At 43.5% G+C, this 14,497-nt stretch carries 16 protein-coding genes; 3 read left to right on the forward strand and 13 right to left on the reverse strand.

The genetic code is table 11. The features are described 5' to 3' along the window. The first annotated feature begins 9 nt into the window (after positions 1–9). Complete coding sequence (locus tag F6K51_RS03820; protein WP_293018165.1) at positions 10–1,362, forward strand: DICT sensory domain-containing protein; 1,353 nt, start codon at positions 10–12, stop codon at positions 1,360–1,362. Here the strand turns inward: F6K51_RS03820 and F6K51_RS03825 are convergent. Then, positions 1,290–1,574: a hypothetical protein gene (locus F6K51_RS03825; protein ID WP_293018166.1), complete on the reverse strand. Its 285-nt coding sequence runs from the start codon at positions 1,572–1,574 to the stop codon at positions 1,290–1,292. The two genes, F6K51_RS03820 and F6K51_RS03825, sit on opposite strands and share 73 nt — an antisense overlap. 13 nt (positions 1,575–1,587) lie before the next feature. Between F6K51_RS03825 and F6K51_RS03830 the strand changes: the two genes are divergently transcribed. Continuing rightward, positions 1,588–2,223, forward strand: a complete 636-nt coding sequence (locus tag F6K51_RS03830; protein ID WP_293018258.1) for a pentapeptide repeat-containing protein — start codon at positions 1,588–1,590, stop codon at positions 2,221–2,223. A gap of 86 nt (positions 2,224–2,309) precedes the next feature. Here the strand turns inward: F6K51_RS03830 and F6K51_RS38295 are convergent, their stop codons facing one another. From F6K51_RS38295 to F6K51_RS03860, 7 genes are all read right to left on the reverse strand, one after another. Further along, positions 2,310–2,474: a hypothetical protein gene (locus tag F6K51_RS38295; protein ID WP_365939904.1), complete on the reverse strand. Its 165-nt coding sequence runs from the start codon at positions 2,472–2,474 to the stop codon at positions 2,310–2,312. Then, positions 2,405–2,974: a Uma2 family endonuclease gene (locus tag F6K51_RS03835; RefSeq protein ID WP_365939901.1), complete on the reverse strand. Its 570-nt coding sequence runs from the start codon at positions 2,972–2,974 to the stop codon at positions 2,405–2,407. Before F6K51_RS03835 ends, F6K51_RS38295 begins: the two co-directional genes overlap by 70 nt. 161 nt (positions 2,975–3,135) lie before the next feature. Next, entirely contained in the window at positions 3,136–5,052 is a 1,917-nt protein-coding gene (gene glmS / locus F6K51_RS03840) for a glutamine--fructose-6-phosphate transaminase (isomerizing) (protein ID WP_293018167.1), read from the reverse strand. Positions 5,053–5,191: 139 nt separating this feature from the next. Then, positions 5,192–5,437 (reverse strand): photosystem I iron-sulfur center protein PsaC, encoded by a 246-nt coding sequence (gene psaC, locus F6K51_RS03845; protein WP_015145320.1) that lies wholly within the window; start codon positions 5,435–5,437, stop codon positions 5,192–5,194. 282 nt (positions 5,438–5,719) lie between these two features. Further along, positions 5,720–7,207 carry a hypothetical protein gene (locus F6K51_RS03850; RefSeq protein ID WP_293018168.1) on the reverse strand — a complete coding sequence of 496 codons (1,488 nt, stop codon included), beginning with the start codon at positions 7,205–7,207 and terminating at the stop codon, positions 5,720–5,722. Between the two features lie 698 nt (positions 7,208–7,905). Continuing rightward, entirely contained in the window at positions 7,906–8,241 is a 336-nt protein-coding gene (locus tag F6K51_RS03855; protein ID WP_293018169.1) for a XisI protein, read from the reverse strand. Between the two features lie 8 nt (positions 8,242–8,249). After that, the gene (locus F6K51_RS03860; RefSeq protein WP_293018170.1) at positions 8,250–8,648 is read right to left on the reverse strand and encodes an element excision factor XisH family protein; all 399 of its coding nucleotides are present in this window, start codon (positions 8,646–8,648) and stop codon (positions 8,250–8,252) included. A gap of 187 nt (positions 8,649–8,835) precedes the next feature. Here F6K51_RS03860 and F6K51_RS03865 point away from each other — a divergent pair, with 187 nt between their 5' ends. Then, on the forward strand, positions 8,836–8,988 hold the full coding sequence (locus F6K51_RS03865) for a hypothetical protein (RefSeq protein WP_293018171.1): 153 nt from the start codon (positions 8,836–8,838) through the stop codon (positions 8,986–8,988). Here the strand turns inward: F6K51_RS03865 and F6K51_RS03870 are convergent, their stop codons facing one another. The 5 genes from F6K51_RS03870 to F6K51_RS03890 form a co-directional block, all read right to left on the reverse strand. Then, the gene (locus tag F6K51_RS03870; protein WP_293018172.1) at positions 8,989–10,494 is read right to left on the reverse strand and encodes a DUF1802 family protein; all 1,506 of its coding nucleotides are present in this window, start codon (positions 10,492–10,494) and stop codon (positions 8,989–8,991) included. It lies immediately after the preceding gene. A 274-nt stretch (positions 10,495–10,768) separates the two neighbouring features. Then, positions 10,769–12,574 carry a hypothetical protein gene (locus F6K51_RS03875; RefSeq protein WP_293018173.1) on the reverse strand — a complete coding sequence of 602 codons (1,806 nt, stop codon included), beginning with the start codon at positions 12,572–12,574 and terminating at the stop codon, positions 10,769–10,771. A gap of 90 nt (positions 12,575–12,664) precedes the next feature. Further along, entirely contained in the window at positions 12,665–13,474 is an 810-nt protein-coding gene (locus tag F6K51_RS03880) for a hypothetical protein (protein ID WP_293018174.1), read from the reverse strand. A gap of 90 nt (positions 13,475–13,564) precedes the next feature. Beyond that, positions 13,565–13,795: a hypothetical protein gene (locus F6K51_RS03885; protein ID WP_293018176.1), complete on the reverse strand. Its 231-nt coding sequence runs from the start codon at positions 13,793–13,795 to the stop codon at positions 13,565–13,567. A gap of 129 nt (positions 13,796–13,924) precedes the next feature. Then, a complete protein-coding gene (locus tag F6K51_RS03890) occupies positions 13,925–14,446 on the reverse strand; it encodes a phosphoribosyltransferase family protein (protein ID WP_293018177.1) in 522 nt (173 codons plus the stop codon). Positions 14,447–14,497: the final 51 nt, after the last annotated feature.

Raw genomic sequence — 14,497 nt, forward strand, 5'->3', positions numbered from 1 at the left:
TTAGTAACCATGCGCTCAGGTTCGATATTACAAAAACTAGAACAAGCCCATCGCGGCACCAAAAAACCTCTAAGCTTTGGAGTTTATTACAAAAATACCTTAGTATCGCTGTGCCATGCCCTAGAAGACTTTATCCTAGAGTCTGACAGTGCTCCACTAATGATTACGGCATTCCAGCGGGGCAAATGGTATCTTGAGGAAGCTGAACGCTATGGCGATATAGCGCTGAAATCATCTCAGGTGGTGATCATGGCCGCACCGGATGCTGGCTTTGCTGAACATCCCACCAGTCAGCGGTCGAATGTTGCCCTAGTTAGTTTAGAGTCCTCCGATCCTGTAGCTCAAGAGTGGCACTTGATTATTATTTCCGAGACATACACAGCAATGGTGTTATGTCAAGAATTATCTGAGTCGGATTATGGCACTCAAGGACTGCCAGAGCAGGATCGAGAGCGCAAATTCTATGGATTCTGGACATTTGAGCCAGACTTGGTCAGGGAGACAGTGGAGTTTGCGATCGCTCACATTGGTAACTATAACCCAGACTTGCAAGCTAGCTTAACGGCACAACTTCAAAAGATGATCGACAGCACCAAGCCACGAGACTATATTGGGGCAGTGGTGAATCGGGTCGTGAACTATCTTCAGAAAGGTCAACAAGAGTTACCGTCCCATACCTCCCCGAGCCATGTTCAGGTGTTAGACGATAACCTGGTTTCTAATGAAATGCAGGCTTTCTTGCGTATGGCTCAGCTAATTGACCAAGCGGATGCTGTGAATCCCAACGCTAGCGCTGAGGTAAAAAGCTTGTCTGAGACTATAGGCCAGTTGCTGGATTTACCAGCATGGCAACTGAAACGTTTAAGTCTGGCAGCACTCTTGCACCGTCTATCTCCCTTGCAGGGGGTCAAGATAGAACTACCCCCTAAGTCAGCTGCTCAGAAAGAGGTGATCGAGAAGCAGGAATCTCTTCCGAGGGGATCGGTGTTACGGATTATGCCTCGATTGCAGGCTGTCGCTAACATTATTACCCACCAAACCGAATCCTGGGATGGTTCAGGACAACCGGATGGCTTAGCTTACGATAACATTCCCTTGGAATCAAGGATTTTGAGGCTGATCGCTTATTTTCAGCAGCAACTCAATACCTATAAATCTGAGGAGGATGCTCTGTCTCAAGCTCTAAGAAACTGTCAGGCATTGTCAGGGGAAGCCTTTGACCCTAAACTGGTGGAAACCCTGGGACTGATAGTGATGGGAATGCAGCAGGGTATGAGTTTGCAGGCTAATCAGCCTAAAATAGCTTCAGGGATGTGGTTGCTTGATTCGTTATCTGAGGACAAAGTAACGGTTGAAGGATGAAGGAATAAAAGTTGAAGGTTGAACGCGATTGCGTGGCCTTTGGCCAAGGTTAGAGGGTTGAAGGTTGAAGGTTGAAGGTTGAAGGTTGAAGGTTGAAGGTTGAAGGTTGAAGGTTGAAGGTTGAAGGTTGAAGGTTGTTCTTGCCCAGGGATCCGGTGTAGGGTAGGGTGAAAGATGAACAGTTGAAAGCGATCGCGTGGCCTTTTGGCCAAGGTTATCTGGTTGATGGAAATTGAAGCAATTCGGGCGGGGAAAGTAAAGCAACTGCCAGGAGCAGATTTGGAAGATGAGGATCTTTCCGGTAGCCAATTGGAAAAAATTAATCTTGCTGGTGCAACACTTGTGGGGGTAAATTTTTCTGGCTGTAATTTGAATGGTGCTCGTCTTGATGGTGCTAACTTAATCGGTGCCAAACTGGAATCTGCTGACTTACGGGCAAATTTGCTTGGTGCTAATTTGATGCAGGCGGATTTGAGTGGTGCGGACTTGCGGGGTGGTAATCTGCGCGGCGCTAATTTGATGGGGGCTAAGTTGAGTCAGGCTTGCTTTACCGGTGCTTTTTTAAGTGGTGCCAATTTGATGGGGGTGAATTTGCAAGGGGTGGATTTGCGAGGGGCAGATTTGCGAGGAGCTAATCTTAATGGTGCCAATTTGAAGGGAGCCGATTTGTCTCAGGCGGATTTACAAGGGGCAACCTTAAGTGAAGCCAATCTGGAAGAGGCCGATCTCCGTGGAGCTAATCTATCTGGTAGTAATCTCAGTGGGGCGAACTTGCTTTGTGCTGAGATGGATGGGGCTTCTTTAAGTGGTGTTAATTTGGATCGAGCTTGTTTAGTAGGGACTTGTGTGCCTGAGGAATAATTGGCAATAGTGGGTAATCGATATACGGATATAAAGGATGGCAGCTGGGGAGGTGTGTGATGGAATTGCTTAGCAATAAGTAAGACTTATTTCGATTGAAAAAATTGACTTTTTAATTCCCGTAACATTCTGCTTGTTCCTTGATTAATTGCCTGTTCTACGAGTTGAGGAATCTGTGTAGTTAAGGATAAATTGGGAAAGGTTGGACTGAGCGACTGTTCTTGATAATTTCCATCTTTGATGATGTAAATTTTAAGTTGTTGTTTGCTAGAAATCCATACTTCAGGAACACCAATGGCTGCATAAACCTCAAAGGTTGTTTTTGTTCGCGTAGCGTCGGCTCTGCCGAAGTAACATCAGATTCAATAGCTAAGTCTGGGGGTGGATAAATGTCCAAGTCAATGTGAGTACAGCCTCGCATTTGAGGAGCATTCTGAATATAAAGACAGGTATCCGGTTCAACACCAGCAATTTCAGGACGTTTAAAGGTAGTTGAACCAAAATCTTCCCAGTCGCGCCCCTGTAGGTTTAATATGCCTTTAACAATATCGGCAATAATCCGGTGGGGTCTTTCGTGAATAGCAAGGGGGGACATGATTTCTAAATTTCCTTGATAGTAGGTCAGCCGCACTCGTCGCTTTTCCCCAAGTTCGTCAAGAATTGTTTCAAAGTCTTGCCATTTAAGGTTATCTATAGTAATGGCACTACCGGGTGTGAGTTGGATAGCTTTGATGGGTATGGTAACGGTCATGGTTTTTCCTCAACTGTACCGACGTGATGGGTAAGTCCTAATTGGATTAATTTGAGGGAGGGAGTGCGATCGCAAAATGCCTACACAAAATGCGATCGCATTTACAAATCCTAACTAGTCCCTGGGTTTAAGCAACACCGTTCAGCAGTCAACAAAGAAATCTATTCCACAGTCACCGACTTCGCCAAATTCCTGGGCTGATCCACATCCAACCCTCGCCTTGCCGCAATGTGATAGGCTAACAACTGCAACGGAATCACCGCCAGAATTGGTGAAAGCAACTCCTCCACCTCTGGTACAGGCAACAAATCATCAAAGATATCCATCGCCTCTTTGCCATTGCTCGGTGTCACCCCAATCAACCGAGCATCCCGAGCCTTAGCTTCCTGAGCATTAGAAATTACCTTCTCATAGACAGTACCAGGCATTGCGATCGCAACCACAGGCACCTTAGCATCCAGCAGAGCAATCGGACCATGCTTCATTTCCCCAGCTGGGTAGCCTTCAGCATGAATATAGCTAATTTCCTTAAGTTTCAGCGCCCCTTCTAAAGCAATCGGAAAATTAATCCCCCGTCCTACAAAGATAAAGTCTTGGGTTTCCGCAAAGTCATGGGCTAATTCTTCAATATACTTTTCTTGACTTTCCAGCACCTGCTCAATCTGATTAGGCAATTGCCGCAAGCCTGCCATAATTGCTTGAATTTTTTCAGGGGCGAGAGTATTACGTCGATCTGCTAAATCTAGCGCTAGACAATAAAAGGCCACTAACTGGGTCACAAAGGTTTTAGTAGCCGCCACCCCAATTTCAATCCCTGCCTGGGTATCAATCACATCAGGCACCAACTGAGCCAAAGAACTTTCTGGTCGATTCGTAATTCCCAGCAGTCGGGGCTGATACAGAGGGTCTAATCCACTGCGACGGTGTTTTTCCATCTCCAGTGCTGCTAAGGTATCAGCAGTTTCCCCAGACTGAGTTACCCCAATAGTTAGGGTATTCTTAGTTAACGGACCTGGTGCATAACGAAACTCAGATGCATACTGCACCATGGTAGGAATTCCTGCCAACTGCTCCAACAAATATTTACCCACCAAACTAGCGTGCCAACTGGTTCCGCACGCCAGAATCTGAATCTGTTCTACATCCTCGTACAGTGACTCTGGTATGCCTAACTGAACTGGGGAATTAGCCAGGTCTGCCTCTGTCTGTGTAGGATTAGCATGCCAATTACTATTGAGATACCGCTCGAAACAGTTGCGCACTACCCCTGGTTGCTCATAAATTTCCTTAAGCATAAAGTGTCGGAATCCTTGCTTTTCCACTTGAAAGGGATTCCAACTGAGGGTACGGGGGAACTTATTCAACCGACGACCCTCAAAGTCGTAAACTTCTGCCCCTAGGGGAGTTAACCGTGCGATTTCCCCATTGTCTAAGTTCAATACTGCCCTGGTATGGGGTAACAATGCTGGGGTATCCGAGCCAAAGAAAAATTCCCCTTGACCAAACCCAATAATCAGAGGAGCCTGTTGCCGCACTCCAATCAATTCATCAGGATAGTCAGCACAAAGGATAGCTAGGGCAAAAGCTCCCTCTAATCGATTCACGGTTTGCCGCACTGCTTCTAGGAAAGGAGAGAAGAAGGAAGAGGAAGAAGCCGAATTTTGGTGTAAACACTCAGCAATTAGATGGGGAATAACTTCTGTATCGGTATCGGAGCGGAATTCATGTCCCTGCTGGATCAATTCTTCCCGCAATTCCCGGTAGTTTTCAACAATGCCATTTTGTACCACTGCCACCCGCATTGCCATATCCATGTGGGGGTGAGCATTATACTCTTCCGGTTTACCATGGGTTGCCCAGCGCGTGTGTCCAATGCCAATCCGCGCCTGGTTTTCGATTTGTACCAGTTTTTCCCGCAAATTGTGCAATTTTCCCTTAGCACGTACACAATGAACGTCCCCTTCCGAGACTGTAGCAATCCCAGCAGAATCATAGCCTCGATATTCGAGTTTCTCTAATCCTGCCATTAAAATTTCTGTAGCGATTTGCGGACCGATATAGCCGACTATTCCACACATAGTGTTGAGTTTAGTAAGTAACCATAATACTCAAACTATAGCCGTGCTAACAGTGGAGTGTCCTGTGTTGACGGTTAACCGTCAACGGTTGACCATCAACAGTCAACCGTCAACATCAGATAGATTGCTAGGTTAATGGTTAGTAAGCCAAGCCCATGCTACGAGTTGTTTCAGCTCCCAGGTAAACCCGGATGCTCAAGAAGTCAGTAGGACAAGCAGTTTCGCACCGCTTGCAACCAATACAGTCTTCTGTACGAGGAGAAGAGGCAATCTGACCAGCTTTACAGCCATCCCAGGGAACCATCTCCAATACATCTAGAGGGCAAGCCCGAACACATTGGGTGCAACCAATACAGGTATCGTAAATTTTAACGCTATGAGACATTGATTTAAGAACTCCTACATTTTTTTATCGGACATTGCGGAAAAACCGCTGACCTGTCTCCTTGGGAAAATTGGGGATATTCCCGATGATTCCACCAGGATTATCTTTGCCTAGGTTCGTGCTTGTTGGCGTTTCAGGCAAACGACAGGGAATTTTAAGGATCAAGGGCTAGTTTACCGCAGGGTTTTGATAGTCTTGCGCCAGAGGTTACAGAACTTTAAATTCTTTAATATATCAGTATCAGAAACTATTGTGTGATCGAGCCTAATCTATGGGTCAACCTCAAGAAGAGCGATAACGGGGAAACCTTGGTAATTCAATAGACGCTAAGGATTTGCGCCCTTTGGAGGGACGTAGGGGATAGAGTACTGGTGATGGCGACTTACCCTGAGACGGAAATACGTCATTGGTCTGATTTGACTGTGACTCAGCCTCTATGATATCTTCTGGCAATTCCTGACTCGATGGATTTGCTTCAGGCTCCAAGGTCTGAGTATGGTCTGACCTACTGGTTTGCTCAAGGTCACTAGTCAATTCAACGGTTTGGTCAGATTCATCTGAGTTAGTCGTTTCTAGTTCTGATCTGCCATCGACTTTGGCATTAGCCGACTCTGATGGCAACTCCGACAACCCAAATTCCTCTGCCAGGGCAGACATTTGCTCAATTAACTGTTGTGCTACTTCTATCTCTTTGGCTGTCACATTTTCAGGGGAGATTACCTGAGTTTGCCCTGGACCCGAGGCATCTGCTGGGGATATAGGATCAGTTTGGTTAGGTTGGCTGCTGTCAACCGATAACGCTTCTGTGGTAGATTGAGACTGGACAGAAGAATTACCAGTACTGCTAAAAATAAATTCTTCTGCAAATAACTCTGGGTCAGCAGACCAGGGTCTAATCGCCTGGGCTTTTTGTAGCAGAGATTGCTGAGCAATGATGCTCCGACTCTCTTGCTGTTGTAGTACAGAATTCTCAGAGGCAGGCATTTCCAGACACTTTTCTAAGGCTACCTTAAATTGCAAGGTTTGCTGTTGTTGTCGGTATAGACGGGTTCTAAGTTCTCGACAGGTATCTTTCAATTGCACCAGCTGATGAGATTGTTCGTTGTAGCGCTGCTGGGTTTGGGAATAGTCCTGTTCGAGTCTGGCAACTTGATCCTGAGAGCTTTGTAACTGTTCTGATAAGGTTTCAACCAAAATTTGCTGGCGTTGACCGGATTGATGGGATGATTCTAGAGTGTGGAACAAACGGGTTAATTGGTCTTGAACTGTATTGAGTTCCAGATCTTTTGTGGACAGGAGTTTGTCGTACTCTCGCAATTGCTTAGCTTGTCCGTTTAACTCCTGCTGTTTTTCCTGGAGTGCTTGCTGCAGCTGGGTCACTTGCTGCTGTAAGCGATGATTGTCCAAGCGCAGTTTTTGGGCTAAGGCAAACCATTCACCATCCTTGGCTAACTGTTCCTCAGAAACATCAGCTATCTCAGTGTCAATATCAGTGTTATCAGTATCATCAGTGCCATCATTATCGGCTTCTGTAACTGATGATGCCATGGTGGTAAGGAGAGATTCTATAGTCTGTTCTAGTATTGACTGTTCAATAAGATTATCTATATCATCAGATACTATGGTGAAATCATCAGGTACTGGTGCGAAGCTGAGCATTTTTGGGTTATGGTCGGTCTGCTGCTGATCTGGCTTCTTAGTATCCTGGTTATCCATTTCGGTAGTAGACTCAGGAAGGGGAAGGTTATTGGGGTTTTCAGATTCACTCATTGCTCTTCATCAAGGGGTTCACAATTTCACCATTGGGGCAAGGAGCCAAAAAGTCAATCGCTCAAGATGATTTTAGTCTTGAGGGGCAACTTTGGGTCAAGATGCAGACTCTTGAAAGTGCCGATGGCTTGATATTGACTTAAGTTTGGGCGCAGATGGTTGACATTACTTTACTACTTACTAACCCAAGAATAATGCATAAAAATTGACTGGCTAAAAATTTTCAGACCACAAATGGATGCTGATTAGAAAACAGGAGCTAGGAAGCAACACTTTAATACAAATGTACTATCATTGAGCAATGAGCTAATGCGTTCCCGTAGCGTGGCTGTAGACCAATCGCAATTTCAGTTTTTGATAAATCTGATTACTATATACCGTTTTACTATGAAAAACTAGCAGTGTTTTTAATTAGCTATTTGGCAATAGTATAGATATTAAATTAAGTCATTTATCGTTGATAATAGCATTTTATTTATTCAATTGTCAACTAGTAAAATTTCAATCCCTTCATCTGTTTTAAAGACAGGGCAAGGGATTACAGAGAGGGCAAAGTTTGGCTTGAAATGAGACGAAGGGGGATTGATATGAGAGTCCGAAATAACCCGTGGCTGATAACCAGTGAAAAAAGCGATTGGCCTCTGGCCACGCTACGCGATTGACCTTGGCCTAAAGGCCACGCTACGCGAATGGTCACGCTACGCGATTGCATAACCAGTATGGGGACGAACGTCTGGTGGGTGAAACCCTAGCACAATATCTGATTTGGGAACCCCTGCGGCGACCAGTTCTTCTGTGATGCCATCTTCGATACCATCCCGTTGAATCCAGATTTTTCCATCAATAATCTGAACATGCGTAATGCAGCCGTGGACTCGACGTTTGCCATCCCAGCCAACAACCATGAGCATAAAATGATTGTTCAGACAATCGGCAATGGCATAACTTTGAATATCGCCGTGACTGTAACTAATCCGAGCGTAACGCTCTAGAATTTCTCGAATTAATCTGGAATACTCATCTAATCTATCCATTGGACTATTTATTCTCCTTCTGCATCAAAAATTAGCAAATTAAACTGATTGTTATCAATAGCAATTCGAGCAATTTTCTCTTGAAAAAAATCTAAGTAAACTGCATTGCGAATCGCTAGATATAATGTTCGATATCTATGGTTGATTGATTCTTTTAACAACCCTCTATAAAGCACATATTGACCGAGGGCATTTTCTAGGTCTTGTACAGGAGAAGGACGAATAAAACTTTTTACCTCCACTGCAATACGTCGCCTATCTTTTTCTGCTGCAAAAAGTTTCTCCGAGCCCATATCTACGTAAACGGTTCGATCTCCAACAGCTAATGCTAGGGGATCGTTAGTAATCATCCATCCGTCTTTGATCAGAGCCGTTTTCACCGTTTCGTGGTAGATATCCTTTGCCATTAAAAGTAGTTCATTTTTGCCATGCTTAAGGCTATCTCTATGGTAGCTTGATCACGCTTTAGGCATTTATCACGAGCAGAAATTTTGAATATTGAAAGAAAACGTTACACAAACCGGCAGATTTTTACGATATTATTTTTAATTTTAATGAGGTACGCATTGTTGTTTACCTCCTGCCTCTTGCCTCTTGCCTCTTGCCTTCCCCTCCTGGGAGGGGTTAGGGGTGGGTTCCTCTTGCCTCTTGCCTCTTGCCTATTATCTGCTTCCTGCTCCCTGCTCCCTGCTCCCTCAAAAAATGCACCTCACCAAATTAAAAAAAACTATCCTAATCAAGCACTAATTAATCCATGGGCAAGTCCCGCAGGAAATAAAAGCAATCACTTTTACTATCCGTTTCCTTGATTCGCCCCAAGTAGCCAGTTAAGGGAGAAGAAAGCTCAATCAATATTTCGTGTAGTTCTGGCTGGGTCAAGGACTGGGGTGGATTGGAGAAGTTATAGGCTCCATAGATCATCTCTACTCCCACCGTGTGATTATCTCTATCGTCAATTAGCTTTTTCACCAGCTGGACAATATGCGATCGCAATTTCAGTTTTTCAGAAACATGATTAATATATTTTTCAACTTCCTGATCAGCTTGACCAGGTATCAAGTAATCCTTCAGTATAATTAAATCAACAGAATTGGGATACTGGCTTTGGAGTTTCACCAGCTTCTGAAGAGTGTCAGGATTAATAATTGCCATACCATGTACAATAGCTGCATCCATAAGTTGTTTAGTCGGCTCACCAGGGCCAATGATTAACTTAGTAGTTTTCTTAAGTAGTTCTTGATTTTTTAAACGTAACGTTCCTAAATTCAACAGTTGTACTGCCGTATCGTTAGTAATTTTTTTCCCAGCCTTGCACTCAACCATCAAGGGATAAGGTTTTGAGCAGTATAAATCTAAACCACCAGCACCACCTTTGTGAGCAGGGTCGATGGTAAATCCGAGAAAATTAAGGCTATCACGAACAATATTTTCAAAATCTGTGCCAGCTTGATAATTAGTTTTACCTTGATCCAGTTCTTTGCTGCGATTTCCCAATGCTACTATGGTATTTATCCAAGGTAAATCTGGATTAGATGAGGTTAACTGCTTGTTGCTACTCCAGCCTATAAATTTTTTTATCTCTTCGTCAAGGGCTTCAGCAGCTGGGTTAGTAATCGCCAGGTTAGCGATTTGAGTCTGTAATTCTTCCAATTCCGGATACAGTGGCGGTAGTCGATTTTCTAGCTGGTGTCGGCGTTGGCTGAAAATGCGATCGCTTAATACTGGCCAATCCTGAGTAACCCTAATATTATCACCTAAACTAACAAACTTCCCAAGGGGCTGACTAGTATTATCATTTCTAGCTACTTCCAGCACTTTAGGCAACTGATAAACCCGTAAGTAAGCCAGAAAAATACGCTGCTGTTTCTCAAGTCTTGCTTGTAATCCAGCTGCTGTCCATACCGTTAACGGTGATAAGTTTTCCAAGGATTCAGTTTTATTCAGGTGTTGGAAAAGTTCACACTTAGCCCAAGCCTTAATCAAAACTGTTTCCTCAGAATTCACTTCCGTTATAATTTTTTTAGCTATTTCTATAAAACTAGGGCGATAATACTGCTCAAGAGATAGGAAATGACTTGATGGATTATTACTTGATATCTTATTACTTAAGATATTAGACGGATATAGGAGAAATTTTAGTCCTGGATGGATAAATATCTGAGGGATAGCAGCAATCATTCGCCCTTGGATTAAGGCTTCGATATCTGGTGCCGGTAAAAGTAGGGCTATTGAAATTAAATCTTGCTGACTCATTATCTTACTGACTCATTAGTAGATATCTAGATCACTTCCTATCAATCAATCTCATTCCTGCCTGGCATCGTCAACTATGTAAGTCTTGTTAACTCTAGCAGTTAAAACTAAACCATCTATAATAATCTGTGTAGGAACTGTGATAATTTTGTTTTCTTTTCCCTACTCCCTGCTCCCTACTCCCTACTCCCTACTCCCTACTCCCTACTCCCTATTTCCATATCCGCTTTTACCTATTCCCTTTGCTATATAGATCCATTGAGTTAATCATCCTTTAACTTTCCGACTCTTCATCCACTGCCTCTTCAGGAATTTGTCCCGATGGAGCACTCAAAATTTCTCGAAGTAATCGGTTATCTATAGCTAGCTTTTTGTTAGCGATAAAATCTTTAATCTGCTCTTCACTCAACTCATAGTCTTCACGACTGTCATAAACAGCGCGAATCGCAATCAAAGGCTTAATATCCCCTGTTTTCAACTCTACGGATTTTCCTCCTTGAGCCTTCAAGTTATTCAAACACTCTTGAGCCTTCTTGGCTTTTCGACTGATCGGTTTAGACCGGACTAAACAACCACGGGTGAGATCATATTTTTTATAATCCTCAAGATGAGATAATCCAGTCGTTACCCTGTTTCCAACAGAGGCTTGGATCACCGCTAGTCCGATTTTGACCGTATTCCCCTCTTCTTTTCCAACTATCTTGACCCCTAGGTATTTATTTTTGGGCTTAACCGGAGCTTCAATTTTTTCGATTGTGACTCCTGCCACTATCTGTCCTATGAGTTGGTTAAGGCCAAACTTGATAGCGTTAGTGAGCTGAGGGTCATCCTCCATATACTCGTCATTGTCAATATTTTTGAACTCGTTATTATAAGCAGAGTCAACGGGATTTATAGCAGGTCTATGGGATGAAACTTGCTGATCATTAGGTAATCCCCAGTTAGTTTGACACCATTTCAGAATATCTCTTGCTGTTGGTCGTTGTTTCCCTAATTCTTTCAGTGTTTCTTCGCTAAAGGGATAAACCGGCTGAGGAGGAGTTAGTTCATTTTTACCATAAAACTCTTTTAACCGTAGGGAAACTATATCAACTATATGATCAGAATTTAGAGGCTTTAATTCAACTTCTCGCTCTCCAACTCTGTCAGCAACTCCATCATTTAAATCTAATGCTCTAATTTTATGTGTCCAAGTTTCAGGATACATAGCCGTCAGCAGCACACCCCTTTTAAGTCTAGTGTATAAATCTGTTGCTAAGCTGGCAATAACCTGTGCTCTGCTAAACCCTGCATCATCACATTCTGTACCATCTAATTGATCAAAACATACCACCAATGGATTGTAATCACTAATTAGGTCTAAAATCTGACAAGTTATATCGAAATGGTCTTTGTCATCTTCCGAATCGTTGGGTAACTCCATTTCGTCAGCTTTTTTCTGGGCTAAACTTTTCCCAGACAGCCAGTTAATAGCATAAGGAGCATGCTGCTTTGATAATGTCCATAAAATCGCTCTGGGCAGATCCGGATTGTCGATGTCCGTCTTGATTTCAAGAACTTTATCAGTCAGTTTATTAATTAGGTTACAATTGTTAGCCAAGTCATTGTTGACTTCATTGACTAACTGCTGATATGTGTAAGGTTTTTCCTCCCCTTCATTGGCTAAATCAGTCGCTAACTCTTGCCACTGAGTCACCCCCTGGCTACCAACCTCCTTGAGACTTAATGCCAGGGTCTTCAAAAATTCCGGCTTGATCCGATTAAGGTCATTGTAATCGGTCATATAGACAAACCAAGCACTGCCATCAGCTTGAAGTTTATGGCGAACCCTACTGAGCAAATGAGTTTTGCCTAACCCTGGTTCAGCCTTGATGGTAATGCCAATAACGTCACGCTGCCCCCTACGAACTTCTTCAATTCCCTTAAAAACAGCACCGTAAGCAAGAGCATTGATAGAATCAACGTGAGGGAATTCTTTTTTCCATACATTTTGCTTCTTGACAACTAGCTCTTTGTTAAAAGGGTTTTCATTTTTAATGGCATTCTGGAGTTGTTCAAGGGGAGATGAACTGTTATTCATGATAAAATGCTAGTCATTTTGTTAGTCATTTTGGTGTGAGGAAACGCTACAAACAGTCAAGTTTATTACAATAACCAGTCCAGCCTAGGATTATAGCCGCTTAGCATAGCAGCGTAATCCACTCACTTCTGTGGTGATGGAATCTTCGATTTGGGATGGATCGCTATCCGGTAAGCTACCACCTTGGAGTTGTAAAATCTCGTTAGCTTGCATCTCCAACAACCACTCATTGAACTGGGAACGACTGACACTATCTCCAATTTCCCGTCTAATCCGATAAATCGGTACGAGATCATCAAGGTTATAGTCCTGATTTAGCTTGTCGTAAACCTCCAAGACTACCGATTCAAAGGTTTCATAAGAAGCGATCGCATTTTCCCCAGTTTTCCCAGCATCAGCGCCTGCCTCAACGACCTTAGCCACTGAGCTTCTCTCTCTAATCCAATTTAGAACAGCCTTGACATCCTTGGCTCTGACCAGACTACCATCAAACTCAAAATCAGCGCTTTTGATGCCAGCGTCTAGCACTTCCAAGCCTTGCTCTGTCAAAAACACATACTCGATTCGGGCTTTTTTTGTTTTCTTGATCGTCCCATCTGTTTCCAATGTTTTAAAGATGTCAGTATAATCACCAGACCTCTCATTATTCAGTTTCACTGTGTCACTTAAGTCTTTTCTTTTCACTTCCTGCTTTGATCCCCCTAGATCCCACAAGTGTAGCAGCAGGCGAGTTGTAGCTTGGGCTGGGGTTCCTCGTAACCCTTTCTTATTTTCTTTCTTATTTTCGGGTTCAGGGTTTGTGGACATTTCCGTTTGTTCTGTTTGTTCTACTGTTGACATTTCCATTTGTTCTAGGTATTTTTTTCCAGTATTTACGTAGATCAGATTATGGCTTGTCACCTCTCTATCCAGTGATAGCCTACCCAATAGTCTGATGCCAATTCGGCACGATTGAGTCAGAAGCCATAAATTTTTATGGCTAGCCTAGCCTTAGGCAAGCCAAATTAAGCCTCTGCCTTTGTATAGCCCTAAAATTGCATTTTGAGGGCTATGAGTCATAGCTAAGTCAATCACACTTCCGCAATCACAATTCCCCATGGGATTGCCCCTTGGGGTGCTGCGAAAAGCGAAATCGTACTCACTTGCCTCTAGGATCAGAATTTCCAAACTATCCAGTCTTTCCCCCCAGAAAGCGATCGCATTTACTGGGAAAATCTCCAATTCTGCTAGCTTGAGTAGAGCAAGGTAGTCGAGTCTCGATATTATATCACTTCTGTTCAGTCCTAGGTTACTTTCAACTATTATTTCTGTGCCCCCTCTGGTTCCTCTGCTCCCTCTGTGCTGATCGGATCACACTTCTCTAACTAAATAGGTTTGAGCCAAATCAGCTGGACTCATGGACTCATAAGGTTCAAAAGGCTGATGAATCCAAGGATTATCTGGCAAATAATCCACATAGTAATCAGGAGCAATCCCAGAACAGGCTTTATACCAGATCACAGCAGTACGAATCTCCTCAATTTCTGTACCATAATGACTATAAAGCCATTTAATCCCCTCTCGTAGACTAATACCAGAATCCACTAAATCATCCACCAACAGGATCCGATTACCTAATTTTGCCGTTGTCATTGCCAGGTGGCTCGAAAACGTAATCGGTCCTCGGATCCGATTGTCTGGTCCGGTATAGGAAGCAGCAGACAGAATCCCTAAGGGCTGATTGTAAATGCGGCAGAGGATATCACCAACCCGTAATCCTCCCTTAGCAATACAGACAATCTGGTTGAAATCCCAATCGGCTTGATAGAGTTTGACAGCTAGCCGTTCGATTTTTTCATAGTACTCTGACCAGGAGACGTAAAGTTCTGACATAGTTCGCGCAATTGATATTGGTTAGGTATTGTTCAGGGAATCGACCATTAG

The organism is Moorena sp. SIO3I8 (genome assembly GCF_010692325.1).
Classification (GTDB): domain Bacteria; phylum Cyanobacteriota; class Cyanobacteriia; order Cyanobacteriales; family Coleofasciculaceae; genus Moorena.

Coding starts and splice junctions, on each gene's coding strand:
- psaC (WP_015145320.1), bottom strand. CDS start 5,437: ATGTCTCATAGCGTTAAAATTTACGATACCTGTATTGGTTGCACCCAA.
- F6K51_RS03870 (WP_293018172.1), bottom strand. CDS start 10,494: ATGAGTCAGCAAGATTTAATTTCAATAGCCCTACTTTTACCGGCACCA.
- F6K51_RS03820 (WP_293018165.1), top strand. CDS start 10: ATGCGCTCAGGTTCGATATTACAAAAACTAGAACAAGCCCATCGCGGC.
- F6K51_RS03860 (WP_293018170.1), bottom strand. CDS start 8,648: ATGGCAAAGGATATCTACCACGAAACGGTGAAAACGGCTCTGATCAAA.
- F6K51_RS03890 (WP_293018177.1), bottom strand. CDS start 14,446: ATGTCAGAACTTTACGTCTCCTGGTCAGAGTACTATGAAAAAATCGAA.
- glmS (WP_293018167.1), bottom strand. CDS start 5,052: ATGTGTGGAATAGTCGGCTATATCGGTCCGCAAATCGCTACAGAAATT.
- F6K51_RS03855 (WP_293018169.1), bottom strand. CDS start 8,241: ATGGATAGATTAGATGAGTATTCCAGATTAATTCGAGAAATTCTAGAG.
- F6K51_RS03875 (WP_293018173.1), bottom strand. CDS start 12,574: ATGAATAACAGTTCATCTCCCCTTGAACAACTCCAGAATGCCATTAAA.
- F6K51_RS03835 (WP_365939901.1), bottom strand. CDS start 2,974: ATGACCGTTACCATACCCATCAAAGCTATCCAACTCACACCCGGTAGT.
- F6K51_RS03830 (WP_293018258.1), top strand. CDS start 1,588: ATGGAAATTGAAGCAATTCGGGCGGGGAAAGTAAAGCAACTGCCAGGA.
- F6K51_RS03850 (WP_293018168.1), bottom strand. CDS start 7,207: ATGAGTGAATCTGAAAACCCCAATAACCTTCCCCTTCCTGAGTCTACT.